Source organism: Bacillus sp. CH30_1T, assembly GCF_008364765.1.
Classification (GTDB): domain Bacteria; phylum Bacillota; class Bacilli; order Bacillales; family Bacillaceae_B; genus Rossellomorea.
In genome coordinates this window covers 313,678-340,576 of sequence record NZ_VTUY01000004.1, presented here as the reverse complement: position 1 = coordinate 340,576, position 26,899 = coordinate 313,678, and the positions used below count along the sequence as shown (strand labels likewise).

The following is a 26,899-nucleotide window of genomic DNA, read 5'->3' as shown; positions in this document are numbered from 1 at the left end:
TTTTCTAACTGTCAATAGTGATTAGATAAAAACAAGAAAAATAATCGCGACTAGAACAAGTCGGTAGATCGCAAAAGGAATTAGCTTGATTTTATTAATCACCTTTAGGAAAAAGCGAATCGACAGATAAGCAAATAGAAATGCACTTAAGAACCCTACCAAAAGAAACGGTAAAAACTCAGGGGTAAAATACATCCAGTTCTTCATAAGAGAAAGCGAACTTGCTCCCAGCATGATGGGTACCGCCATAATGAATGTGAAATCTGATGCTGCCCGGTAGCTTAATCCAAGTAACACTCCTCCAGAAATGGTGGATCCTGACCGCGAAAAACCTGGCCATAATGATAAGCATTGAATAAGCCCGATCACCAGCGCTTTTTTATGTGTTATCTGGTCGACGTTTTCCACTGTGGCGCTTTTGGGACGAAACAAATCCGCTGCAATCATGAGGAAAGCACCGATCGTTAAACCAGCCAGAACTGTATTAAGCGAAAAAAGATGCTCATCGATATAATCCTCAAATAACAAGCCTAGAATCACTGCAGGAATTAATCCAGCCAGTATGTGGGTTACTTTTAAATTGGATGATTTACTTGCGGTCCGTTGATTCAATCCGAGTAAATCTTTAAATCTCTCTCTAAATACAATGACAACTGCTAAAATTGAGCCTAGTTGGATCACAACTTTGAACGTATTTGCCGGATATTTACCCAATACTTCTTTCGATTGGATCCATAAATCGTCTACTACAATCATATGGCCAGTGGAAGATACAGGAGCAAACTCCGTTAACCCTTCCACCATACCCAATATGAATGCTTTTATTAACATGATGACGTCCATTTATCATTTCTCCTCTATCGTTTAATCAGACTGTGAATATGACAGTCAAGAAAGATAGTTGGAGTGGTATTTCACGATGACCCCAAACCCGGTTGAATCCCCACGATAATGGGAACATGATCCGTCACTGGAAAGAGTGGGAGGAAGTAGAGTCAGAATTCTTTTAAAAGGAATTCTGCTTTTATCTTCTATTTTCTTCGTCACAAGAGAAGGAGTTAATGAGAAAGAATCATCGTCAAGATAGGCAATCTGAGCTTGATCTTGAATGACTTCTTCCCCCCTATGAGCCTGAATATCGTTAATCTGCTGGAAAAATCCAAAATTGCAAAATAGCACAAGCAACATAATTTTCTTCACTCTCTCCCCCCCCTTTCGTGATAATCTAGCTTATCATACTATAACCGGGAGGGGACGACAATAAGGAAATATACGCTTCTGAACAGAGCACTTCCAATGAATCCGAATTTTCACGAAAAAAGCATAATCGATCAATTTCCTGGTTCAAATCAACAAAAAGCACAATAAAGGCTACCCTCTATCGCGCTTTTCTCTTACGTCTAATGAATATCTTTCTTCTTAAACCTCCCACCTCTTACCTCTGCTATATCAGCGATGGCTAGAAAGGCGGACGGATCATGTTCTGCAACGATGTCTTTCAGTTTCGCTTCCTCCAGACGAGTGATGACGCAGAATATCACTTTCTTATCATCTCCTGAAAATGCGCCTTCTCCTTTTAAATAGGTCACTCCTCTACCCAGTCGGTGTAAGAGGGCATCACCGATTTCCTTGTAATTTTCACTAATGATCCAAACCGATTTGGATTCATCCAGTCCTTTAATGGTAATATCTATCATTTTAAAAGCTACGTAATAAGCCAGAAGTGAATACATGGCTCTGTCCCAGCTGAATACAAATCCCGCGGAAGCCAAAATGAACAGATTGACGAACATGATGATTTCACCGACAGAGAAGGGAAGCTTTTTACTTGATAAAATAGCAAGGATTTCCGTTCCATCAAGAGATCCGCCGTAACGAATGACCATACCCACTCCTATTCCAAGAACGATCCCGCCGAATAAAGAAGCCAGCAGAATGTCTTGGGTGAAGGCAGCTACCGGGTGAAGAAATGTGGTTGAAATCGATAGTATAATAATTCCGTATAGTGTAGAGAATGCGAAGGTTTTTCCGATTTGTTTATATCCGATGAAGAAAAAGGGGATATTAAGGATAAAGATGAAAAGACCAAGCTTAACGCCTGTAATATGGGAGAGCATAATCGAGACACCAACGATTCCTCCATCAATGACCTGGTTCGGGACTAGAAATATTTCAAGGCCAACCGCCATGATCATCGCCCCGATGGTAATGAGGACAGCTCTTTTCACTACCTCTTTAAGAGGAATCTTCTTATGCTTTATTTTCACTTGCTGCAATTGATTTATTCCCTGTCCTTCAATCATCTTCATCCCTCCTCCAAAGATAAACATCCCGCGACAACTACTGAACTCATCTCACTGGAATCAAAATGATCTATGTAACAAACATACCCTAAAGTGCACTAAAACCAGCTTGTATAACTTATATATTCTATTATCAGCTTCAAAATACCTGCTTATAGTGAGGGACGGACCTCTATATGAGCACCATCCAACTTTCATTGGCATTACGAATACCTTGTTTTAATCATGTTAATCAAGTTATCCAGCCATTTTCTATTTATCATTTCAAGGTCCGTCCCTCAGCCAATTAAATTTGACTCAAAGGGGAAAATGAAGTATTTTTAATACTTGTATATTCATATTTTGGATAGGCTGGAACTGTTTTCTGTTTCCAGGTAAATTAGGTTTTGGAGGCTTTTCTTTGATTACATTAATCAAAACTTTGTTGGTCAATATTACAATTTTGTTTTCATTTACGTATAATGCTAACGTATTATTTCCATTTAAAGAAAAACAAGTTCCACATTTTAAACATAAAATCACTTATGGTCTGATCGCATCCTTTGGGGCTTTATTATGTATGCTTTATCCGATTGAAACCCTTGGAAAAACTCATTTTGACTTACGCATGATCGCCATTTTAATAGCAACGATATACGCCGGATTATTATCAGGATCAATCGTTTTAGGGTGCGTGATCATCTTCCGCTATTTAATAGGCGGTCCATATGTCATGGTTGGAATTGCTGTCTCCGTCCTGGCGTTTGTAATTGGTATTCTCTTTCGTAAGATGTTATTAAAGACACAATATAAATTACTGGGGAGTACAATTATCTTCCTGTTCCATTCATTGTTTTACATCACGATTATCAACAGCTTTATTCCTATTCTCCATTTGCCGTTTTATTTTATTTATTTCACTGTTTTCTATTTTACTTTTGTGGCTCTGGTATTCATTATTGAACATTTGATTCACACGAACAGGCAGATCGAAGAAATGGTGTATCTTGACAAATTGAATATGGTGGGACAGATGGCGGCTTCTATTGCCCATGAGATTCGCAATCCCCTTGCAACTGTAAGAGGATTCATACAGCATCTAAGCGAGGACTCTGATGATGAACAGTTTAAAAGGTACTCCCCTCTTATTCTGAATGAATTAGATCGTACGAATAAAATCATCACAGACTACCTTAGCGTAGCAAGACCAAGTGAATTTCAGCTGTCTACACTCAACCTTGAAAGAGTGCTTCAGGACTGTGTCGACTTACTAAGACCATTTGCCTCCTATTCGAATACCTCGATACTATTTAACCAAGATGGAACCCATTATATTAAGGGTGATGAGCATCATATGAAGCAAGCAATTATGAACGTCATAAAGAACGGAATTGAATCCATTGAGGAACATGGAGAAATCACCCTCTTTTTAAAAGAAGACTTTTCCAGGGACAGTGTGGTAATCAATATTTCAGACACGGGAAAAGGAATGACTGGGGATGAGTTGAAAAAGATCGGTTTACCTTTTTACACTACGAAAACAAAGGGCACCGGTCTCGGAAGCATGGTGACGAATAAAATCATTCGTGAAATGGGTGGAATGATCGAGTACGAAAGTGAGTTAAATAGGGGTACTGTCGTGAAGATTCGTCTACCTCTCACAACCAAACAATAATCATCACCAAAAGCTTAGGGAATTTAATCCTGAGCTTTTTTATTGGAATAATCTCATCTCTCTTAATCTATGATACACTTAATCTATCAAGATTTCCCAGTTCTCAGCAACCTGCTGGGAGGCTAAATACAATGAGCAAAAGATGGACATTCCTACTTCGAATAGGACTTTTTGAAAATCGTGAACGAAAAAAGAATGACCTTAAGTTTACATAATAATATTATAGACAATCAATTATCCAATACAAAACCCGACTCTATAGTAGAGCCGGGTTTTCTTCGTCTAATCTAAGAACCTCAACAAATCTCCATAAATAATATCATCAGACATGCCTAACTCTTTTCTTACAGTTTCTTTAAACGGCTCACATAATGATTCAGAAGTCGATGCTTCACTGCTCTTATCATAGCAAATATTGTCTTTATAGACGTACTCTTCAGTTACGAAATCACCATCCCTGAAAATAACAGGATGATCTTCTTTTCGAGTGAATAGATTATGTCCAAATGAAAGATTATCCTTCGTTTTAATCCCTAATAAATGGAGAATAGTTGGACGAATATCGATTTCTCCGCCTATCGTTTCGATCGTTTTTCCCTTTTCACCAGGCACATGGATAATGAGTGGAACTTGTTGAAGTTTCACATGATTCACTGGAGTGTCTTCCTGCCCTAAAAGCTCGAACACTCCATTTTCATATTTTTCGGAGATGCCATAATGGTCTCCATATAGTACAAAAATCGTGTTTTTATACATTCCGTTTTTCTTAAGCCTGTTAAACAATGTTTTAATCGCTTCATCCTCATAACGTATGGTTGATACGTAACGGTTCACAACATCCTCATTTGTTGTAGCCTCTTGAATAAGTTTATCCTCTTCTTCTAATAAAAAAGGGAAGTGATTGGTCAGCGTAATGAAACGCGTGTAAAACGGTTGAGGTAATTTCTCAAGATACGAAATGGATTGCTCAAAGAACGGGATATCCTTTAATCCGTAGTTAACAGAGTTTTCTTCCGTAACATTGAAGTCTTTCTTCGAAAAATAACGGTTGTAGCCTAACGATTCGTACATTATTTCACGATTCCAAAAAGTACGATCATTGCCATGGAAAACTGCCGCATAATAATCTTCTTTCTTTTCCAAAATATTGGGCATGCTTTTGTAACGGTTATCCGGTTTGCGAACAAATGCTGAACCGCTTGCTAGAGGGTATAAACCTGTATCGATCATGAATTCAGAATCTGAGGTTTTCCCTTGAGCAGTCTGATCATAAATATGATTGAAATAAAAACTATCCTTGATTAAAGAATTTAAAAAAGGTGTGATTTCTTCTCCGTCGACTTTTTGGTTGATGACAAAATTTTGGGTAGATTCCATACTGATCAATACAACATTTTTTCCGTCAGCAACACCGAACAAATCTGAGTTGTTGTGTTTCTTGGATTGTGTATATTTAATGGACGCTTCTGTGTCTGATTTACTGGCAAGCATCTTGGTGAAAGGTACCGTAGCTTCAACCCCAATATCATATAGGTGATAATTGTATGGTCCCACTGATTTGACAATTTGCTCTCTGTCATAGGATTCAGCAAATAAATATGGAGATTTCATCAGCCCCAATCCTACAGTTACGAGCAGTAAAACTAGACTCAACCCGATATATGAAAGCTTCCACCTCCTTGAGACCTTTATGGAAGAAGTAGCCGTCCACTTTCTCTTTAATAACCACCCGACAAGAAGGAAATCTACAATTAAGAGGAGATCCCAGGGACTCATCAGTTCAAAGGTACTTGGTCCGATCCCCCCCACATTTTTAAACTGAAATAAAATCGGAACGGTAATAAAATCTGAGTAAAATCGAAAATATAATAGATCGCCGTATAAGAGCCCGGTTGCAATCCCCATAACAAGGACTACAACAGCGGGTTTTATCTTCTTTGAGAAGTAAAAACTGAATCCAATTAATAGCATTAACGAGCCAAGAGGATTGAATATGATGAGTAATAAGTCCAATAAGGATTCGATACGTAAATTAAACCCAATAAAAGAAACTAACACGGTCTTTAACCATAAGGATACGAGTGCAAAACCAATTAATTTATAAGTCTTAAATCGAGATATAATACGGGATATCCTACTCATTTCATATCCCTTGAATCGATATTACTTTGATATTCTTTGTTGAGTATCTTCATTGCTTCCAAAACCTTTCGTTCATCCTGTCTTCCCATAAGTGCTACCTGCACCCAATTTCTCTTAACTAAATAGTCACTTTCGTAGCTTAATAAAATACCTCTAGCTTTACAAACATCCCCAAACAGTCTACTACACTGTTCCCTCTCAAGTGCAATTGTAATCACTCCAGGAGAATAGTTTTCATCCCCTAGTATATGAAATCCTCCTTGAGTTAACACACACCTTACTCTCAGAGCTAATTTTTCATGAATTTCATACTCAATAAAATGCAGTGCCTTACTTAGAGCACTTACTAGATTAGATGAATGGGTAAATGGGATGCTTCCATTCACCCGGTACATTCCGATATCCAGGTACCTTGGAATTGATGGGCTGGGCTGTATTTCATCTCGATGAAATACAATGGCGAGACCGGGATAAGAGCCTAATCCCTTCCCACTGACCGTTGTGGCAAAGTACACTTCCTTAAAGTCAACTGGAATGGTCCCAACAGAACTACAGGCATCGATGCATAGCTCCACTCCATACCTTTTACAAAGAGAAAGTAGCCCGTTCAGGTCATACAGGTAGCCTGTCGACGTTTCACAATGAACCGTCCAAAGCCATTTTATATTTTGTTTTTCCTGGAGTAAGCTTTCCACTTCGCCTAAAGAAATTGCTTCATTCCAAGCCTTTTCGAACGTATGAAAATGTAAACCAAATCTGTTTGCATGATCAATCAACCTGGACCCAAATTCTCCGTTTGAAAGAATTAGGCCACTGCCAGACAAACATTTCAGCTGAGCTGCAACCATATCATTAGATAGGGTGCCCGTTCCCACTGCAACTTCTGCATAGTTTGCGTTTGTTATCTCGCATAATGATCTTCTTACTTCTTCCATTTCATCAATAAACGAGATGCTTCTATGAGAAACGGCTTCTCCTTTGAAAGCTTTTTCTACTTTTTCATGATGTGGAACCGGCCCAGGAAGGAAAGAAAGTGGAACTGAACTTTCTTTTATGCGAATCATTAATCGCTGAAAGGCTTTCGTCGAATTTTCGAAGCTACAACGGGTTAAATACATTGGCTGAAATTTTGCCCCTTCCTCCCCCACGAGATCGGCAAAAGGCTGAAAACCGATTCGTTTATACAACTTCAGCTGACGAACCGTTCCTGAAATGAGAGCCATCGTATATCCTTTTTCCAAACAATAAGATACTAATCGCTCACATAATTGATAAAATACCCTCGTACTTCTATATGCTTCTTTTACAGATAATAAGCGAATTTCACAAGGAACGGCATCAGCCGGCAAATATTCATTAAGATTTTTCAGTTTTAAATCCAAAGAGAAGGGACGCTTGGCACGAACTGCGATCATGCCCACAACTTCAGCTTCATCTTTAGCAATAACATATGTATTTTCATCATGAAACTTATCAATCAGTTTGCGTTCTGAATTTCCTTCGTGCTGAGGTATTTCTTCTACAAAGGTCTGATAATTTAATGTATAGATTTGTTGAAACTCATTTGATTCACTTGCAATTTTATACTGAAGAGAAAGGTTTTCCATTCTCGTACCTCCTATGATCGACAGATTACTGCAGTCAGCGTTTATGGACCAACAGAACGGTCACAAAAAGTGACAATAATCCGATAAAAATGGTGAATGAACCCTCAATCACATATGCCGTAATCGGAATGGTTGCCATTGAAAGAAATCCGGCAATGGTGTATTTTCTCAGAATCATATATGAAATTCCCATAGTGATGGCGAAAACCCCAATGGTAAGGGGATTAAGAAATAATGCAGATGCTAAATAAGCAACTACTCCCTTTCCACCGTGAAGTCCAAGCTGGATTGGAAACAGATGTCCGATCATAACAAATATAGAACTGAGAACAAAGTAACTCTCACCTTCTGCCAGTTGTGCCGTAATCATTAATGCAAGAATTACTTTCCCGACATCTATCAGCAGCGTCAGAAGAAAACCTTTTTTCCCTATAACTCGACCCGCATTCGTCGCTCCGACATTTCCGCTTCCCAATTTACGAATATCTTCACCGGTAAACATTTTCACTATATAATAAGCACCTGTTATACTTCCTAAACCGTAAGAAACCAAAATGATAATACTTATGATAATACTATTACTCATCATTCCTACACCTGACTTTTCTTATATGTTAATAGACGGATTGAAACCCAGGAAAGTTTCATTTATTTACATTTCTTCCACTTTTCCTATTTTTAATGAGATAAAACGGTAAATAAAGAAGGCTGAATAATATAAGGGCGACACCTTCAAGAGCCAGGAGGTAGAAGGGATACTCGCCTAAATAGTCTATGGGACTTGCATTATACGGTTTATGAGAAAGAAACATATAATTTGCTCCTACCAATCTATTCACCATGAACACGATGACAGCGATCAGATTTAAAGCAATGAATGCCCTCACCATAGACCGGAACGTCAATGTAAAGCCTTCGATCCATACCATGTACAAACAGGATAATACAATCGCCAAATGGGCTAAGAAAAATTGAAAATAACGAAAATGGGGAAATCCAAAAAACAACTCAGGTGTCACGATGGCAATAAAAGCACCTACCATACTGGCAAAAAAACTGATTTCAAAGATTCTATAGTTTTTCGTAATAAGCATGACCGCGCACAAATACAATGAGATGGAACATAATTGAAACGGTAAATTAATGGCTACATCCCAATGATCATTAATAAAGTACCAAATCTGAAATAATGCTTCACTAAAAACCAGCAGCACCACGAGAAGCCATTTCAGCACACCCTTACCTCTGCAGCTAAATCGATTTCTAAGCACATACAAACCGATCATACATCCGAACGAGACAATCATTGCTGCCACATGGGATACCGAAAACAACTCAAAAGGATACTCCTCATACCTGAAATTCAACATCTCTTTCACGAAACCCTCACCCGCCTTTAGCACACGCATAGCTACTATATTCTCTTAATACTTCATCAATTCCTTTAAGGGACGGACCTCCCAAAAGAATATCACCCACTCATTGCCCTCCATCACTCCCTATTCCCTCGCTCTAAATCCTTAACCATAGACAAAAAAATCCCTGCTAAGAACCATCAGATTACTTAACAGAGATTTCTCTACACTCTAATTTTCATTCCATGAGAATACAGGCATTCACAAAAAAACTCCCATCTCGATAAGGAAATGGGAAACATCTGTTTTTATTGAACCTTGCGTAATTGTACACCCTGGTTCTTATAAATAAAATCAAGTGCCAGTCGATTAAATTCCCTTGGCTTCTCAACATTACAAACATGTCCGCAATCTTCAATGAACACTTTCGTAGCAGATGGGTCTCCTTTTGTATCCTGATCAAGAGACTGTACAAATAGGTGATCTTCTTTCCCGGATATGTAAAGCTTGGGAATATGAGAAGCCCTTTCTTGTACAGAAGCGTATGTTGATTTCACATAAGGGGTAAGCCGATACCACCCGAGAAAATCATTACGGTTCATTTTCTTTGCTTCGCGGATGAATAATTTTCGTGAAACTCTGTGATTGCTTTTAGGCATCATAATATAGGCGAAAATTATATATAACCACATAAATGGAATCATATTTTTTACTGCATCACCAATTTTAAGAAGTGTATTGGAAAGTAAATTAAACCTTGTTATCCCTCCTCCTAAAACTGCACTTTTTACGCGATTTGGAGCAGTTTGAAGCAAAGCGTGTATTAGAACCGAGCCCAGGGAAATGCCGATAAAATGAGCCCGTTCCACTTTCAGATGATCAAGTACCTTAAGAACTTCACGCACATTTAAATCAATTGTGAATTTTTCATTATATGATTCAATACTGGGGGACTCTCCATGCCCCGGCAAATGAATCGTTATTACATTATAAGATTTCTTGAATATATCGAGCTGCTTGCTGAAAATTCTTGAGTTTCCCCCAATTCCATGGAGAAACACCACATACTCTTTGCCGACTCCTTGATGAACGTTGTATTCTAGCATCAATTCTCTCCTTAAAACAGCACAACCTACCAAAAGAATGAAATGAATCAGGCCAATTATTCGAGAACCGTTTTACTTTTATTAACTATCATTAATGTGAAAATCGATTTTCAAAACAATTGCATGATGCACTCTATGCTCTTGAAGCCTTACCTTAATTATCTATTATTCTATACTATCTGAAGTCGCTTTGTCATATAATAGCTGAAGAAATTCCGAACATTTTGTGATGAATGGGAGATTACCTGACAATTTTAGAAATCCCTTACATTTACAGCCCTTCTATCATCATGGTTTTTACCTCGGTAACAAGAAGCCTAAATTTCCTTCACCAACATGATATCTTTCGTAAACTCACTTAAACCCAACTCATTTTGGATATCCTTTTCAGGAATATCTGAAGCATGAAACGTAATTGTATCGGCTCCCCTTGACCTTGCCTCGTTCATTAACACACAAATCATTTTACCCTTATGAATCTTGAATTCTTGTAAAATCCCAAATGACAATACTTCACTATACTTTGTATCTTCACGTATTGTTATACCCATGACGCCAATCATTCCGCTTTCCAGTTGGATTTTATTTTACACACTCTTTCCATATTAACAGTGTAACTTTGAATAAATTCACTCTCAAGATTTTACTAAAACAAAATAAAAGATCCAAACCTAAATATAAGATTTGGATACATTTTCTTTAATATGTCTTACTACCGCACCATATAAAATGCCGATACCACACTAGAAAGCTTATAACGCACTGCATTTATAACCCGATTTTTTATTAAATCAACCTTCAGCAGCGTTATCATTCCAATTAGAAAAATAAATAGAATCTTCGAAACCATATCAACATACCTCCAAATCATATCGAATTCAATCCTTCAAGTCCTCACGACTCTTCTGCTGTGGTGGCTGCTCCATCCATCCACGTTCAACTAACAGTTTAAGACCATCTGCACCATACTTCATGATTTCTGTCACAAAAAGTGTATAATGAACGGCTAAATCCTTCCTTGTAGACATCGTGATGGCGTGACAAAGTGTTGACAGCCCCACTGAGTTTGAAGAAGAGATAAAAAAAAGCATCAATTTTTCTGAAAATGGGGCCACATTTGAATCTGTTACCTCCATGGATACTGGATAAGTGGGAAATGAATCATCTTTTACCAGGACATTATTAAAAGTGGTAATCTGCTTTTCACTTAATTTTTTTCCTTTTTTGAGATAGTTCTTCACTTCGATATCTTTTGAAACTTGTATAAATCCTTTCAATAGAATGATTCCGATGCAATTTCTCTCAATAACAAAGAATAATTCGCTCAATTCCAATGCATTAAGTGGCCTTGTTTCACCTAACCAGCTCTCCAATAAAGATGGCTGCTCTGAAATGTATTCTATCGAATGGGGATAATTCATTTTTGGTGGACGATCATAAATCCCTTTTTCCAACATTAATTGTAATGATTGTTTATATAGTGATAATGATTTCGTGACCGCTTCTTCAAAAAGGTCATATACATCATTACGGGCAACGGCCCCCACTATAGTAGTGTAATGACTGCTCGTTACCTGACCTCCGCGGTAAACGAAACTAAGAGCAAACAAATCAGTATATAAGGGTGGTGCGGTTGTATCTATGTCCCTATCAGTGAAGCCCTTTGGTACAGGAAATCCTTCGGACATAAAAAGAGACTTAATCTTTCTCATTATCTCTACGTTTGTCTGTAGACTTTCTTCGATGATGAATTTGATTCCTTCGTCTTTCAGGTATGTAAGGAAATGTGTGTAAAAGCAATTTAAAGCCGAGCACTTAATATAAGTCGTCCACAAAGCGGAGATTTCTGCGGTAGTCAATCTTATGTCTTTGTCCTCCATGTTACGACTCCTTTTCTTTTTCTCTTAGCGTTTTCCTAATCTTGTAAATTATACTGGATAATTTATGGTAATGGAAAAGAGCTGCCTGTGACCGGCAGCTCTCTTTCTTATCTGTTCCTATATTCATATTTCACAAATAACGGAAGAAATAGTGAAATAATAATGGCCAATAATACGATTAAACCAAACGTGAGCGGCTTTGATAACCCCTGTTCGGGCGCAACCAATAATCCGAATACAACCGCTGGAACAATGATGAGAAAAGTAACAATAAATTTCGAGGTGAAATTAATCGTATGTTTTTTACCACATTGACTGCATTCAATAGGTTTATAAGACCTCCAAATGGAGAATAATAACTCTTTCCATTGAAACTGATTCTTACATACATTACACTTCTGCAAAGCATTTCCCCCTATGTAAATTATCTGCTTTTTTCTCTAGTTTACCATTATAACTCTTTCAGGAGTAGATGTTAATGAGGTCCGTCCCTCGTAATTCATGGAAGGGTCCGCAAACCCATACCCCTTTTACAAAATTAAACATTATTTAATTCAATATCATTATTATTTTTCTTCACATGATACATTCCATGACAGGATTCCCTCTTCCACCTCTGCTACAGTGCCATGGTTCTCACAAGACTCAATTGCTTTTTTCAAGCCCATTTTATCCAGCAATATAATGGTGATCACCATCATGATGGTCAGGATTAAGAGCAAGGACTTCTGTTTCCCTTTCATACATTAAAAACCCCTTTAAAATCGTTTGATACACCAATTATAGTAAATTATACCATGTACATCCATTTAGTTATCTTGGTTAAGGATATTCCCCTCAAAAAAATGAATTCATGCAGGATTTCTCAACTTTCATTCGAACTATGTACTATAACACTAAATCAAAAGGGGTAACTGAATTGATACAATCATTTAAATTAAACGTTCAAACAATGCGTCAAAAAATGCCGGTATACATTTTTCGAGTCGACGATGTCCTTATTGATACAGGACCTTACAGTATGAAAAACGAAGTGAGGAATATTGTAAAAGAGCTACCTATCCAACGAGTGATTCATACTCATCATCATGAGGATCACACGGGTAACAGTTCATGGATTGAAAGGTTTTACTCCATTCCTCAATGGATTCATCCGTTAGGGGTACAAAAGTGCTCTCACAGCACTAAACTGCCTTTTTACAGAGCTATGTTCTGGCATAACCGCCAGGCATTTCACCCGTTGCCACTTAAAGAAGACGTATTTAAAACGGCCGAGCATTCGTTTCAAATTGTTCATACACCAGGACACGCTGATGATCACATCGTTCTCATTGATGAAGAAAAGGGCATTTGCTTTTCAGGTGATTTATACTTATTCCATTCTCCTACTTCTAATTTTTCATTTGAATCTGTACCTGAGCTCATTCGATCAATTGACAGAACCCTGCAGTATTCCTTTCAAGAAGTGTATTGTTCGCATCAAGGATACTTGAAGCAAGGAAGAAAGCTTTTAGAGAAGAAACTCGCCTATCTTCAAAACCTTCAAGAAGCCGTTACGAAAGCACACCTGGAGGGAAAAACGGCTAAAGAAATTAGAAAGCACCTGCTTCCCAAAAACAAACTTTTTCAATATATTTCACTTTTCGAAAACTCACCAGAACACACAGTCAAATCCATCATCAAAGAAATATCGTAAACAGAAGGTCCGTCCCTCAATAGGGACGGACCTTCTGTTTACTGATTTTCAAGGCGGTTGAGGCTTCGTTTGTATTCCACCTGACAAATAATATCCAGGATTCTTGTTCCAATGAATTGGCAGGCTAAGGCAAAAAGAATGATTTTTAAATCTACTACGATTCCTGTTAGAAGTAACACACTGCCATTAATGACAAATAAAGTCTTCCCTGGGGTGTACCCTTTTAGCTTTGAAATAATAAGTGCTAAAATGTCCATCCCTCCAGAGGATGCTCCCATCCTGAAAAGGATCCCTATTCCGATTCCGAAAAGGATGCTGCCAATCAATAGATCGACGAAAACAAATGAAACTGTTCCGATTAAATGAGAATTCAAGAAATTAACTACAAACGACGTGATTGTCACACAATACATGGTCCAAAGTGCATTCTCTTTTCCTAACCATTTAACCGCAGCTAGTAAAAGAGCAGCATTTAACACCCATAGCGTAATGGCAAATGGGACATGCAACAAATAGTTTAATAGCACACTCACACTTGCAGCGCCACCTGAAGGGATAAAATGGGGAAACAAAAACATAGCCATTGCCAACCCTTGTATGCTAGCTGCTATACCTAAAATAGTACCTTTTCTCACAACATTCATTTGTACATTGCTCCCGATTCTGTAAAGGACTCTATTTCATAGTCTAGTAGCTATACACTTCTTCTGCAACAGAGAAATGAAAATGACTTGTTATGGACTAATTGAAATTCTTCAATTATGAGTAGCATAAATTCATTGAAAATATAGTAATAATACCGTCAGCCCGGCCAAATAAATTCAATATGAGCTCTTTTCCAACCTCACTTTACCTAATTAACAGATGCATGTCTTTCTTTTCACTCCGACTCTGTCTTTATCTTCTATCTTCTTTATATAGCTGGTGGCTACAGGTACTTTACATGCTGTATTTCCAACATCGACATTTACTTTCCCAATTTTTTCCGCCACTTGTTTTGCCTCATCTAACAACGGAGCTACATGTGCTCCAACAGAAATGACAAATCCATTCATTACGTAACGTACTCTATTTCTCTCTTCATGAATCGTTTTTTCAATATGTGTCAGATACTGTTTAATTTCGTCAATATTGATTTCTTGGTCTGGGGTAATACTAATATACCCTGCATAGGCACTCCAGCCAGCCGTTGCCGTCATTTCATTTTCCGATTTGATCCACTCATTCGCTAATTCAATAGCGTAGTCGCTCTCAGCGGTTATATTAGCAACAGTGTATTCAGCAAGCATATACCAATCTGCTTTATTGACCCAATCCTGTAAAATTCCTTTATTCATTTTTTTAGGATTTACAGATAATCCTGCCAGGTACATGGCATCGAAATTTCCCGATTCGAACAGGCTTAGTGCAAGACCTTGATCTTTTTTCACATATTTCACCAGTTTTTTCATATCCCCAATTTTCACTCCGAATAATGGTTCATGTGCGCCGTGACGTAAATATGTATTTTTGGTCTGTTCGTTTCCCATCTCTTCAAGTGCTGCCATTACTTCATCATTTTTCATGTTTGACCACCTTTTCATCATATTTGTTCATTTGTATTCTTCTCAAAGGAGTTAGTTGGTGAATGATTCCTTCATTCCTTTATTCATCTTGCTTTCATGATCAATCAACCATTTTTTCCGGTTAAGACCACCTGCATAGCCGGCAAGATCTCCATTCGCTCTTATCACTCGATGACAAGGAATGATGATCGCAAGCTGATTACACCCATTGGCCCTTGCGACTGCTCGAACAGCTGTCGGACTGGAAATATTTTGAGCGATCTCAGTGTAGGATCTGGTTTGTCCAAAAGGTATTCTTTGCAATTCTCTCCAAACGTTTTGTTGAAAAGGTGTGCCGTTGATTTTCAACTTGGTTTGGAAGGCTGATAACGTGCCCTCAAAATAGGCGTTCAATTCCTTTTCGATGGAACGAAGTGGCCCGGTAGATCCGGGAACGATCGCCGCCTTTGTTTTTTCCCTCATTCTCTCCACTTCTTTCTCGAGACCGCGTCGGTCAACAAATTCCAGCAGGTATAAAGCCTCTTCGTCGGAAATTCCAATCATCGGTCCAAGTTTCGTATCAATCCAAGCTGCTTTTAGTATGTGCTGTTGATGAGACAAAGCTGGTGGCGTTCCCATAATTCTCGAAAAAGCATCTCTGAAACCGCTGCTTGATTCATATCCCGTTGAAAGTTGAGCATCCATCACCATCGATCCTGATCTGATGTACTTCATGGCAATCCCCATCCTGCGAGCTCTTGCATATTCTACAAAGGTCATACCGAACCTCCTCTTAAATTGACGCCGTGCAGTAGATGCATTTATGGATAGCTCCTGAAAATCCTTATCCTTCCAACGTTTTACAGGATTTTCTTCCACAGCCTCTACCAGCATCTTTACAACATCTGAGATACTATTGGGGTGCGATAAGGGCTTACATCTTTTACATGGTCGAAACGACGCCAGAAGGGCTTGTTGAGCTGTTTCAAAGAATTCACAGTTCTCAAATTTAGGTTTTCTAGCCGGACAAGTCGGGCGACAAAACACACCAGTCGTTATAACACCTACATAAAAAACCCCTTCGTATTCCGATCTTTTTTCTACTAACGCTTGATAATACTCACTTTGTAGTTCGACTGAAATCATCCTCATTCCTCCACTATTTCATTCTTCCTTTATTATAACCTCAATAAAACAACGATGCCGCCGAAAATCAGGCATCAATTTTTATAATAATAGAAGTTTCTATTCTTCTCCCTTTTTGAGGGACGGACCTTTGTATTCCAACTAATTATCGTAACAAGCAGGGATTCTCTCACCCAATAGATAATGTATTATGGTAGCGAATAATTATCATTCAAATCTAAATTACGATAAAGGAGCATCTCTAATGAAACTGACAACACAACAATGGAATACAGCAGCTACCTATATCAAAACCCATGCAAGACCAATTGAACAAAAGCTATTTAGCTTTTATTTTGAAGAAGGTAGTAAAGAGGAAGCAATCAAAGAATTATCTCGTTTCCAAAATCGTGACGGAGGATTCGGCCGCTCTTTAGAGCCAGATTTCCGCCTGGACAGTTCATCTCCAATGGCAACAACCGTTGGTTTACAGCATGCAAAGGATTTAAAGCTTTCAGCCGAACACCCTATCGTTCAAAAAGCGATGAGCTACCTACAAGACACATACGATGAGGAAATCAACGGCTGGCATGCCGTGCCTGAAGAGGTTAATTTGGTTCCCCATGCTCCATGGTGGCATTTTGATTCTGAAAAGGGACATAGCGGCGTTCAAACGACTTGGGCTAACCCTAATGCTGAAATAGTAGGTTATTTCCATTCGTTTTGTCCAGAACACCCTCGATTAAAAGAATGGACTGAGAGAGCCGCCACAGAGTTAAACAAACTTTCACACCCAATAGAGATGCATGATTTTCTCTGTTATGATCGACTCCTTTCTGAGGTGAAAGGGGAAACGGAATCCATTCTTTATAAGATTCTTTCTTCTTCCGTTCGAAAGACGGTTTGTACCGATCCATCACGCTGGAATGAATATGTAGCGAAACCATTACATATAGCCAGTCATCCTGCTTCCCCTTTTTATGAAGCCTTAAAAGAGGAGGTACATATGCAATTGAATGTCGAAATTGAAACTCAACACCAGAAAGGTTATTGGCAGCCGAATTGGTCCTGGTTCGGTCAATATGACGAGACCTGGCCTATTGCCCAAGAAGAATGGAAGGGAATATTGACCCTTGGAATGTTAAGAGTGTTCGATGCGTATGAAGGCGTTAATTATAAATGATTATAAAAAAATCCGGAAGAATTTCCCCTTCCGGATTCTGAAAATTATTTAAAGTTTTCTTCAAACCATCTTTTCGCTTCATCTACTTCTTCACGACGAAGCTCATGTCCACCTTCTGTCCAGAACTCTCTGACCTGTGTTCGGGCATCTTGAAGATTCTTAACGAGTTCCATTGTTTCTTGCATGGGGATGAGTGGATCTCGCTTTCCTGCACCAATGAATACAAGTGAGTCACTTAAGTCTGGAAGCTTGACATTTCGTCTAGGAACCATAGCATGAAACAGAATTCCACCTTTTAACGCATCCTTGTAATGATACATTAAACTTGCCGCGATATTCGCACCATTGGAGTATCCTAACGCAACAATATTTTGACGATCGAACCCGTAGTTTTTAGCACTCTCATCAATGAATTCATTCAATTCCTTCGTTCGGAATACTAAATCCTCTTCATCAAAGACACCTTCCCGTATGCGTGCAAAAAAGCGGGCCATTCCATTTTCATCCACATTCCCTTTTACGCTTAATACAGAAGCATCTGGCTCAATCATATCAGCAAGCGTTAATAGGTCACGCTCATCTCCACCTGTTCCATGAAGGAGCAGAAGTGTGGGTAAGTCTTTATTTCCTTGTTTAAATATATGTTTCAAGCTGACTTCCTCCTGTTACTCTTTTGTATTTAATGGTTTTAATTTCGCTTCTATGGAATCTCTTTGCGCTTCAAAATATGGTGGAAGTGATAAATTTTCACCTAAATTTTCAAAATCTTCATCAGTCTCAAAGCCTGGTCCGTCTGTAGCCAGTTCGAAGAGAATGCCATTTGGTTCACGGAAGTAAAGGGAACGGAAATAGTATCTTTCAACAAAACCTGAGTTCGGCAAGCGGTTTTGTGTGACCCAATCTACCCATTTACGTAATTCATCTTCATCTTCAACACGGAAGGCTACATGATGAACACTTCCTCTTCCCGGTCTTTCTTGTGGAAGATCATTTCTTTCTTCAAGATAAACCTCTCCACCAGTACCGCCTTCCCCTGTTTCGAACACACGGATATCCGGTTGTCCATCTACATCTGAAGGAAAAGTCCTTATTTCTCTAAACCCTAATACGTCTTTCAGTACCATTGCCGTATCTTCCCCACGGGCAACCGTCAGCGTAATCGGACCAAGACCAACAATCCCATGCTGGGCGGGTACCGGGCTCTTGTCCCAAGGCTTCCCTCCAGGAACTCCTTCGTTCTTTTCATCTGACACAAGCATGAGTCGCTGTCCTTCAAAATCACGGAAGCTTAGTGTTGCCCGCCCACTATGGTGAGAAATTTCGTCATGCTCAACGCTCATCTCTTCAAAGCGTTTTTTCCAATAAGCTAACGACTCATCCGTGTTCACTCGCAGTGCTGTTAATGAAATACTATTCGTCCCTTTATACGTATTACCCGCATGTGGAATTTCAAAGAATGTAAGGTCCGTCCCTGGATTTCCTCTTTCATCTGCATAGAAAAGATGGTAGACGGATGTATCGTCCTGGTTGATTGATTTTTTCACGAGTCGAAGTCCTAGTGTTTTTGTGTAAAATTCATAATTTTTCTTTGCATTTGCTGTAATGGCAGAAACGTGATGCTGCCCTTTAAGTGATTTTAAGTTCATAATGGATTCACTCCTTAGTATTATTCTTGCTTAGTTTCTATCTTTATCATACACGAAAAGTATCTTTAATTCAAGATACTTTATTTCGAAATATTTTTTGCTTTTCTACACTCTTCAATATCCCCACAAAAAAACATCCGTACACTATGTACGAATGTTTTAATATGATTAATTATTCGATTTCATTATTTTTAATAGTCAGGGCTTGTGACAACGTAGAAGTAATCGTCAGGTTGTCAAAATTCAATCCCAGCTGAACAGCTGTTTGTGCGATCTCAGGTCGTAACCCAGATAGAATTGGCTTAACACCGATCAACTGAAGTGCATCGATTAGTTGAAAGATTTGATGGGCTACCATCGTATCTATTAATACAACTCCTGATAAGTCGATGAACAATTGAGAAACTTCCTTATGAACACATTGTTCCAAAGCATTCTCTAATATTAATTCCGCACGTGTAGGATCGATATTACCTACAAGGGGTAAAAGCGCTGTATGTCCATTCAAGGATATGACAGGTGAACTTAATTCATTGATCACTTCCTGCTGGGATTGGATCTGCTGCTCCACCACTTCTGTTTGCAGCTCAACAAAACGCAACATAACCCGATCAAATGCTTCAATAATAACTTGATTCCAACGGCTAAATTGTTCGAAGATGTTTTCTTCCATATGAGTTTCGGCATATTCTTTCAAGAATTCCAGGTATTGATGTCTAACCCTCATGAATTCTCTAAGAATATAGTGATTTGGGGTTTCTAAATGCTCCTTATCCTCTGCAATGGTCAAGACCCATTCATCGATTTTCTTATTAAACGCTTCTTTTTCCTCAGCAAACACATTACAAAGAATGCCGTGAAACTCAAAGTTTTGATTTTTTAAAGTTTCTATCACCTTGGGATCTGAGGAAGAATAAACACCACCTGTTGTGCTTTTATCCAGGGATTTATACCAATCTTCCGTTAATTGACGAGCCTTACTTAATAAAAATGTATGTAGTTCCTGATTTCTATGCATGTATGATTCCTCCTATGATATCCAACAAATTTATATCAATTTCTTCTTCTCTGTCTGATGCAAAGAGTAGTTGGGAAATCATACCCTTTTCTCTAGTTTCTTCTTTATTAATGATTATGCCTTTAAAGTTGAGTCGACCAATCCGCTTTCGACTTTTTCTATTACCATTCTTCATTATATATCATATTCATACAAAATTTCCATTCAGACACACTTCTTTATGAGCATTACAGGTCCGTCCCCCTGTCAATAGACGCAGCAAGAAACAAAATCAACATCAGGCTAAATCTTATAGATTTCATCACGTTTCCCCAAAGTAATACCATTTATTACACTCTATAAAATATATAAATCCAAAAAAATTATAAGTATATTCTGAAAACATTACATATTTTTGTATAATCATCTCTACAATTCACAATATAAAGTGTATAATGAGGGTATTAACAGAGAAAGAGACAGCAGGTATGCCTCGATATACTATTTTGATGAATATGAATCTCCTACTAGAAACCAACCGCAAATCTTAATATGATGTCGTAATCCTACTACTTAGCCATTTGTCAAAATAGTTGGGAGCTGATGAGAGAATGAAAAATAATCTGACAAGAAGGTGTATTGAAACACTTGCTATCCAAAGTGCCTATCATTTCTGTATGTCAATAGGCATCAAGCCCAGTTTACTCAATCTATCGATGGTCACAGGATTCTCAGAAGAAAGAATACTGGAATTTCTCGAAACCAAGTTTAGTAATCAAAGTGTTAAAACAGAAGATCACTCTTTTTGACTCTGTGTTTCCCCTTTATTACTCTACAAGCCGATTATCCTTCATCCCCTAACCATTAAATCCTTTCATTACCTAAATATTCATTTTTATATTGAATTAGTGGACCTCTGTCGGTCTTGCCCAAAAATCAATAAGAATAAACTGCTAAACTTTCGCCACAAAAGCAAAAAGGCAACTCCACTTTGGGGAGTTGCCTTTTTAGTATGGTATTTATAATACATTAAAATATCTTGCTTCCGGATGAGCGAAGACCATCGCTGTCACCGATGCTTCCGGTTCCATCATACATCCGTCTGTTAATTGGATTCCGATTCTTTCTGGTTGAATAAGCTTAAACAGCTTCTTCTGATCTTCAAGTTCGGGACAGGCGGGATACCCAAATGAAAAACGCTGTCCTTGATAATGAGTTCGGAACCGGTCCTGCATCGTAAAATCAACTGGATCAGGGAACCCCCACCTGCTTCTCATCATTTCATGCACTCTTTCAGCCAGTCCTTCTGCTGTTTCTAAGGCAAGAGCCTGCAGGGCGTGACTTTCAAGGAATCTGCCTTCTTCTTTCATCTCTCTTGCCCACTGTCTGATTTTCACACCGGCCGTTACGGCAAAGAAACCTACATAATCCATTTCTCCACTTTCTACAGGCCGCAAGTAATCTGCTAAACATAAATGCTGATTTCCAGCTTGTCTTGGAAAATGAAATCGTTCTATCTCTGTGGAAGAATCCTCCGGGTGATATATAACAACATCATCACCATCTGATTGAGAAGGAAAAAATTGATATCGTGCAGATGCTTGAATCATCCCTTCCCTTTTTGCTTTTTGGAATAAATCATCCGTCACTGCTTTAAGGCCGACCGTTCGTTCGTCTCCTTCTTCCAGTAATCTTGAAATTTTCCCTTTGATCCCTAAATGATGCCCAAGCAGCATTTGCTGATTAATGTAGGGATGAATTTGATCAAGTGAAAATTCTTTAATGGTGTGCGGAATCAAGTCAGAAGGGACATGAACTTTTACATCTTTCGCAACAGTAGAACGTACTTTCACCGCAACAGAAGATGTATTTAGATTCGGCGAGTCTTCAGCCGAAACGACCTTACTTAACTTTACACGACTCTCTTCTTCCAGCTGCAGCCTCGTTTCTTCATGTTGAATCCCATTCATGATGCCAAGGCCATCCATTGCATCCTTCGCATAAAGAACCAGCCCATCGTATTCCCGGCCAATTTTATTTGTAGTGAATTTTCGGGTGAGGGCCGCACCTCCTACTACAAGAGGAACTGATATATCAGACTGTTTCAAATCTTGAGCAGTAATGACCATTTGTTGGGCAGACTTCACAAGGAGCCCGGACAAACCTACGATATCGGGCTTCTCTTCCCGTATGACTTCGATTAATTCCTGAGGTGTTACTTTAATGCCTAAATCAATTACTTTATATCCGTTATTACTGAGGATTATATCTACGAGATTCTTACCAATATCATGAACATCCCCCTTAACCGTAGCTAAGATCACTTTGCCTTTCGAAGATGAACTTTCCGTTTGTTCCATATGTGGTTCCAAATGAGCAACGGATGCTTTCATGACTTCTGCACTCTGTAATACTTCCGCTACAATCAGCTGGTTATCATTAAATAACCTTCCGACTTCACTCATTCCAGCCATAAGGGGGCCATTGATGATTTCAAGGGGAGCGTCATATTTTTCCAAGGCTTTATTTAAATCGGCAATCAGTCCTTCCTTCGTCCCTTCTACCACATAATGAGCCAGTCTTTCCTCTAGATTCATAGTGTTGACTGGTACCTTTACTTCTTTCTTTTTCCCCCTATAAAACGCTGTAAATTCAGCCAGTGTTTCATCAGTCGTCTCAAATAAGAGTTTCTCCGCCATTCGAACTTCTTCTTCAGGAATAGACGCAAAACGCTCTAATTTTTCCGTATTGACTATGGCGTAATCCAGCCCCGCTTTGGTACAGTGGTAAAGATATACCGCATTTAGGACTTCCCTTCCGACAGGAGGCAGTCCAAAAGAAACGTTACTAACCCCTAAGATATGAGGGCATTCAGGTAAGGCTTCCTTAATCTGTCTTATCCCTTCAACGGTTGCATTGGCTGATCCTATATATTGCTGATCCCCTGTTCCCACAGGGAAAACGAGAGGGTCAAAAATGATGTCTTCTGAAGCTATCCCATATTTCTCTGTTAACAGTTTATGTGAGCGGATGGCAATGTCTACCTTACGCTTTACAGACACTCCCATTCCTTTTTCATCAATCGTTCCTACCACAACCGCCGCTCCGAATTCCTTCATAAGCTTTGTTATCTTCTCAAACCGCTCTTCTCCGTCTTCGAGATTAATAGAGTTTATAATCACTTTCCCTTGAGAATATTTCAAGGCGGTCTCAAGCACTTTCTCATCCGTTGAATCAATGACAAGTGGAACCTTTACTTTTTTCACCACTTCTTGGATAAAGACATTCATATCATCTACTTCTTCACGATCGGGATCTGCAAGGCAGATATCGATTACCTGAGCTCCATTTTTCACTTGTGCTCTCGCAATCTCTGAAGCTTCTTCTATTTTATTCTCTGCAATCAATCGTTTGAATTTACGCGAACCGATGACATTCGTCCGTTCTCCGACCAGGATCGGTCTACTGTCTGTATCCTCATAGACGAACGCTTCAATTCCTGACACTGCATGAGGGTGAGACTCATTGGGTTTACGAGGAGGTAAGCCCTTCACCACTTCTGAAAGGGCACGAATATGCTCCGGTGTCGTTCCACAGCACCCTCCAACCAGATTCAGCCATCCTTTCTCAGCAAAACCTCTCATCTTTACACTGAGTGAATCAGCGGTCTCATTGTAATTTCCCTCTTCATCAGGAAGTCCTGCATTTGGGTAACAGCTTACATAGGTAGTGGCCAGACTTGATAAGGTACGAATATGATCGCGCATAAATTCAGGTCCGGTTGCGCAATTTAGACCAACTACCAAAGGGTTTAAATGTTCAAGGGATAAATAAAATGCTTCGATTGTTTGCCCGGCGAGTGTAGTGCCCATAGGCTCAATGGTTCCGGATAACAAAATGGGGATCTCTTTTCTTCTGGATTCAAAAGCAGTTCGAATTCCGAGATTTGCTGCTTTTACATTTAAAGCATCCTGACTCGTTTCAAGCAGCAATACATCAACTCCTCCATCGAGAAGACCTTCCGCTTGAACACGATAGTTTTCTACTAACGCATCGAAGCTTACTCCTCCTGTAACAGATAAGGTTTTGGTAGTGGGACCTAGAGATCCTGCAACAAATCTGGGCCACTCGGGAGTTGAAACATCTTTAACTGCTTTTTTGGCGATTTCAGCCGCTACTTTATTGATTTCGTATGCTTTAGAACCTATATCATACTCGTCCAGTACGATGGGAGTTGCACCAAATGTATTCGTTTCAATCACATCAGCTCCGGCTTTCAAATATTCCAGATGAATCTTATAGATTACCTCCGGTGCTGTTAGAACCAGATTTTCATTACATCCATCAAGCTCCTCTCCTCCAAAATCCTCCGGGGATAAATTCGCTTGTTGAAGCATCGTTCCCATTGCTCCATCGAGTACGAGTATTTTTTTCCTAAGCTGTTCTTCAAACAAAGTGATGGCCATAGGGAACCTCTCTTTCTGTGTTAGTTTTCGCTTGTATATGATGAATCAGTTCAATGCTCATATCGTATCTGACAAAAGGCGTGATAAGATATATCCCATTAAAAAGATCTATTGCTGTGTCAAGTAAGTCTTTTGCTATCTCCATTCCAACTGTTCTTGCAACTACGGGATCACTTCCCGCTTCCTTCATTCTTTGTCTTGTTTCTTCTGGAACATTGATTCCCGGTACTTCATGATGGAGAAACTCTGCATTTCTTGGGCTGATTAATGGCATGATTCCGATAAAGATCGGAACATCTAAATACTTCGTAGCTTCATGTACTTGAATCAGCTGTTCTTTCCCAAAGATCGGTTGAGAAATGAAATAGTCGGCTCCTGCTTTCTTTTTCTTTTCAAGCCTTTTTACAGAAGCGTCTAAATGACGGAAATTTGGATTAAAGGCTGCACCAACTGAAAATTGAGTACATTCCCGGAGTGATTTACCTGAGAAGGATATCCCCTCATTGTTCTGTTTAATCAATTCAATGAGTTCAAGTGAAGATAAATCATAAACGGATGCTGCCCCAGGAAAATCTCCAATCTTGGCCGGATCTCCCGTAATGGCTAATATATTGTGTATTCCTAACGTGTGTAACCCCATTAAATGGGATTGAAGTCCAATCAGGTTTCGATCCCGACAAGTGATGTGAACTAAAGGCGTAAGATCAAATTTGGACTTGACCAGGCTGCCAATGGCGTCATTACTAATACGAGGCGATGCTAACGGATTGTCTGCAAGCGTGAGTGCGTCAATTCCAACTTCCTTTAATGCTTCAGCCCCTTGGAAGAACAACTTCGTGTCGAGATGCTTAGGTGGATCGAGTTCAACAATGATCGATTTCTTTTCCCTTACTTGTTCATGCAGCAAGTTTCCCCTGATAGAAGGTGACGATAACTGAACTACCTTTTTTGCTTTCACCACTTTTTCTTTCACAGGCTCCCGGCTTTTTAACCTGCTTGCTACAGAACGGATGTGATCAGGTGTAGTTCCACAGCATCCCCCAATGATTCTTGCACCTTGCAGTCGTAATTCGTTGCTTATATCTCCAAAGTAATCAGGCTCAGCAGAGTAATAGAATCGACCTTCTTCATAGTTTGGCAGACTGGCATTGGGATAGACGGATAGAAATGCCCTTTTAGGTAATGGAACTACCTCTAATGAGTTCACCATATGAAATGGCCCCATGCGGCAATTGATGCCGACAACATCTGCCCCCAATAATTCTAATTGTTGAAGAGCATCTTTTATCTCCATTCCATTTTGAAGAACTCCCGTTTCATGTAGAGAAACTTGAGCTATGACAGGAATGTCTGCTTCACGTTTAGTAATGTTTAATACAGTGGTTAATTCTTCGAAATCATAATAGGTTTCAAGCAGAATGCCATCTACACCCTCTAATAATAAACAGTATAGCTGTTCCCGAAAGCTTCTTTTGATTTCTTCCAGCGACACATTTTGTTTAATGCCCCTGATTCCACCGATGGTGCCAAGAATATAGGTGTTTTCACCCGCGGCTTTTCTTGCTAGACGCACTGCAGCTGTATTTATTTCCTTAACCGAATCCTCCAACCCGTATCTGGAAAGCTTTTGATAATTGGCTCCATACGTATTCGTCTGAATGATATCTGCTCCTGCATCAATATACTCTTTATGGACTTTCAACACTTCATTTGGGTGAGAAAGATTCAGTTCTTCAAAGCATCTGTCCACTCCATATGAATACAACAACGTTCCAATGGCCCCATCTGCAATTAAGATTCTCTCTTTCAGTGCTTCCAGCAACGGCTTCATGACATTCCCTCCTTTTTATATAGGCTCTTTTCGTAAAGATTGTTGTTTTGAACAATTTGTCTGCCTAGGCTCTGTCAACCGGTGTGTGCTGGATGGTGAAGGGAACTGCTCCGCTTGCAGCTAGCGTACGGCCGAGCCTCCTCAGCTTAGCCGTACGGGGTCTCGGCACGCCCGTTCTTCCGCAGGAGTCTACGCAGTTCCCCTCACCATCTAAACAAAATTTGCATGACAGAGCTCAAAAGTGACAAAAAGCATTCGACAGAAAAGGATATCTGCTATAGCTAATATCAATCGCTCAACACTTCGAAAAAAGCAGGCTGTTAAAGTTAAAACGTGCATGTATTTATATTTATCTATTTTCAGA

Annotated in this window: 25 protein-coding genes; 4 read left to right on the top strand and 21 right to left on the bottom strand. The window is 39.2% G+C overall.

The features are described 5' to 3' along the window. Positions 1–21: 21 nt before the first annotated feature. From F0342_RS09275 to F0342_RS09265, 3 genes are all read right to left on the bottom strand, one after another. On the bottom strand, positions 22–843 hold the full coding sequence (locus F0342_RS09275) for an undecaprenyl-diphosphate phosphatase (protein WP_149155673.1): 822 nt from the start codon (positions 841–843) through the stop codon (positions 22–24). A gap of 45 nt (positions 844–888) precedes the next feature. Continuing rightward, positions 889–1,200: a hypothetical protein gene (locus tag F0342_RS09270; protein ID WP_149155672.1), complete on the bottom strand. Its 312-nt coding sequence runs from the start codon at positions 1,198–1,200 to the stop codon at positions 889–891. A 200-nt stretch (positions 1,201–1,400) separates the two neighbouring features. Further along, on the bottom strand, positions 1,401–2,303 hold the full coding sequence (locus F0342_RS09265; RefSeq protein ID WP_188048466.1) for a YitT family protein: 903 nt from the start codon (positions 2,301–2,303) through the stop codon (positions 1,401–1,403). Positions 2,304–2,703: 400 nt separating this feature from the next. Here F0342_RS09265 and F0342_RS09260 point away from each other — a divergent pair, with 400 nt between their 5' ends. After that, positions 2,704–3,957, top strand: a complete 1,254-nt coding sequence (locus tag F0342_RS09260) for an ATP-binding protein (RefSeq protein ID WP_149155671.1) — start codon at positions 2,704–2,706, stop codon at positions 3,955–3,957. A 282-nt stretch (positions 3,958–4,239) separates the two neighbouring features. On the opposite strand, the gene F0342_RS09255 is transcribed toward F0342_RS09260, so the two are convergent. From F0342_RS09255 to F0342_RS24785, 9 genes are all read right to left on the bottom strand, one after another. Beyond that, positions 4,240–6,099, bottom strand: a complete 1,860-nt coding sequence (locus tag F0342_RS09255) for an LTA synthase family protein (RefSeq protein WP_149155670.1) — start codon at positions 6,097–6,099, stop codon at positions 4,240–4,242. Further along, positions 6,096–7,706, bottom strand: a complete 1,611-nt coding sequence (locus F0342_RS09250; RefSeq protein WP_149155669.1) for an aminotransferase class V-fold PLP-dependent enzyme — start codon at positions 7,704–7,706, stop codon at positions 6,096–6,098. Before F0342_RS09250 ends, F0342_RS09255 begins: the two co-directional genes overlap by 4 nt. A 34-nt stretch (positions 7,707–7,740) precedes the next feature. Further along, positions 7,741–8,292: a glycerol-3-phosphate acyltransferase gene (locus tag F0342_RS09245; protein ID WP_262481683.1), complete on the bottom strand. Its 552-nt coding sequence runs from the start codon at positions 8,290–8,292 to the stop codon at positions 7,741–7,743. A gap of 58 nt (positions 8,293–8,350) precedes the next feature. Then, positions 8,351–9,115, bottom strand: a complete 765-nt coding sequence (locus tag F0342_RS09240) for a YwaF family protein (protein WP_262481682.1) — start codon at positions 9,113–9,115, stop codon at positions 8,351–8,353. Between the two features lie 254 nt (positions 9,116–9,369). Then, positions 9,370–10,167 (bottom strand): alpha/beta fold hydrolase, encoded by a 798-nt coding sequence (locus F0342_RS09235; protein ID WP_149155666.1) that lies wholly within the window; start codon positions 10,165–10,167, stop codon positions 9,370–9,372. 317 nt (positions 10,168–10,484) lie between these two features. Beyond that, complete coding sequence (locus F0342_RS09230) at positions 10,485–10,718, bottom strand: hypothetical protein (protein WP_149155665.1); 234 nt, start codon at positions 10,716–10,718, stop codon at positions 10,485–10,487. 327 nt (positions 10,719–11,045) lie between these two features. Next, positions 11,046–12,047 (bottom strand): DUF3231 family protein, encoded by a 1,002-nt coding sequence (locus F0342_RS09225; RefSeq protein ID WP_149155664.1) that lies wholly within the window; start codon positions 12,045–12,047, stop codon positions 11,046–11,048. A 107-nt stretch (positions 12,048–12,154) separates the two neighbouring features. After that, positions 12,155–12,451 carry a TIGR04104 family putative zinc finger protein gene (locus tag F0342_RS09220; RefSeq protein ID WP_188048464.1) on the bottom strand — a complete coding sequence of 99 codons (297 nt, stop codon included), beginning with the start codon at positions 12,449–12,451 and terminating at the stop codon, positions 12,155–12,157. Positions 12,452–12,613: 162 nt separating this feature from the next. Then, the gene (locus F0342_RS24785; protein ID WP_188048463.1) at positions 12,614–12,790 is read right to left on the bottom strand and encodes a hypothetical protein; all 177 of its coding nucleotides are present in this window, start codon (positions 12,788–12,790) and stop codon (positions 12,614–12,616) included. Between the two features lie 176 nt (positions 12,791–12,966). Between F0342_RS24785 and F0342_RS09215 the strand changes: the two genes are divergently transcribed. Further along, positions 12,967–13,743, top strand: coding sequence for an MBL fold metallo-hydrolase (locus F0342_RS09215; RefSeq protein ID WP_188048462.1), 777 nt, complete (start codon positions 12,967–12,969; stop codon positions 13,741–13,743). A gap of 38 nt (positions 13,744–13,781) precedes the next feature. Here F0342_RS09215 and F0342_RS09210 read toward each other — a convergent pair whose 3' ends face one another. From F0342_RS09210 to F0342_RS09200, 3 genes are all read right to left on the bottom strand, one after another. Then, complete coding sequence (locus F0342_RS09210) at positions 13,782–14,387, bottom strand: YitT family protein (RefSeq protein WP_149155661.1); 606 nt, start codon at positions 14,385–14,387, stop codon at positions 13,782–13,784. Between the two features lie 213 nt (positions 14,388–14,600). Next, positions 14,601–15,308 carry a DNA alkylation repair protein gene (locus F0342_RS09205; RefSeq protein WP_149155660.1) on the bottom strand — a complete coding sequence of 236 codons (708 nt, stop codon included), beginning with the start codon at positions 15,306–15,308 and terminating at the stop codon, positions 14,601–14,603. Between the two features lie 51 nt (positions 15,309–15,359). Then, positions 15,360–16,433 (bottom strand): bifunctional transcriptional activator/DNA repair enzyme AdaA, encoded by a 1,074-nt coding sequence (locus F0342_RS09200; protein ID WP_149155659.1) that lies wholly within the window; start codon positions 16,431–16,433, stop codon positions 15,360–15,362. Positions 16,434–16,677: 244 nt separating this feature from the next. On the opposite strand from F0342_RS09200, the gene F0342_RS09195 reads away from it, so the two are divergent. Further along, the gene (locus tag F0342_RS09195) at positions 16,678–17,595 is read left to right on the top strand and encodes a hypothetical protein (RefSeq protein ID WP_149155658.1); all 918 of its coding nucleotides are present in this window, start codon (positions 16,678–16,680) and stop codon (positions 17,593–17,595) included. 44 nt (positions 17,596–17,639) lie between these two features. Here F0342_RS09195 and F0342_RS09190 read toward each other — a convergent pair whose 3' ends face one another. The 4 genes from F0342_RS09190 to F0342_RS24780 form a co-directional block, all read right to left on the bottom strand. After that, positions 17,640–18,245 carry an alpha/beta hydrolase gene (locus F0342_RS09190; protein ID WP_149155657.1) on the bottom strand — a complete coding sequence of 202 codons (606 nt, stop codon included), beginning with the start codon at positions 18,243–18,245 and terminating at the stop codon, positions 17,640–17,642. A gap of 15 nt (positions 18,246–18,260) precedes the next feature. Beyond that, positions 18,261–19,241 carry a ring-cleaving dioxygenase gene (locus F0342_RS09185; protein WP_149155656.1) on the bottom strand — a complete coding sequence of 327 codons (981 nt, stop codon included), beginning with the start codon at positions 19,239–19,241 and terminating at the stop codon, positions 18,261–18,263. Between the two features lie 172 nt (positions 19,242–19,413). Further along, positions 19,414–20,259: an STAS domain-containing protein gene (locus F0342_RS09180; RefSeq protein ID WP_149155655.1), complete on the bottom strand. Its 846-nt coding sequence runs from the start codon at positions 20,257–20,259 to the stop codon at positions 19,414–19,416. Further along, positions 20,252–20,434 carry a hypothetical protein gene (locus F0342_RS24780; protein ID WP_188048461.1) on the bottom strand — a complete coding sequence of 61 codons (183 nt, stop codon included), beginning with the start codon at positions 20,432–20,434 and terminating at the stop codon, positions 20,252–20,254. Before F0342_RS24780 ends, F0342_RS09180 begins: the two co-directional genes overlap by 8 nt. A gap of 415 nt (positions 20,435–20,849) precedes the next feature. Between F0342_RS24780 and F0342_RS09175 the strand changes: the two genes are divergently transcribed. After that, positions 20,850–21,047: a hypothetical protein gene (locus F0342_RS09175; protein WP_149155654.1), complete on the top strand. Its 198-nt coding sequence runs from the start codon at positions 20,850–20,852 to the stop codon at positions 21,045–21,047. A 210-nt stretch (positions 21,048–21,257) separates the two neighbouring features. Here F0342_RS09175 and metH read toward each other — a convergent pair whose 3' ends face one another. Beyond that, the gene (gene metH / locus F0342_RS09170; protein ID WP_149155653.1) at positions 21,258–24,704 is read right to left on the bottom strand and encodes a methionine synthase; all 3,447 of its coding nucleotides are present in this window, start codon (positions 24,702–24,704) and stop codon (positions 21,258–21,260) included. Next, positions 24,685–26,535: a bifunctional homocysteine S-methyltransferase/methylenetetrahydrofolate reductase gene (locus F0342_RS09165; protein WP_149155652.1), complete on the bottom strand. Its 1,851-nt coding sequence runs from the start codon at positions 26,533–26,535 to the stop codon at positions 24,685–24,687. Before F0342_RS09165 ends, metH begins: the two co-directional genes overlap by 20 nt. Positions 26,536–26,899 lie beyond the last annotated feature (364 nt).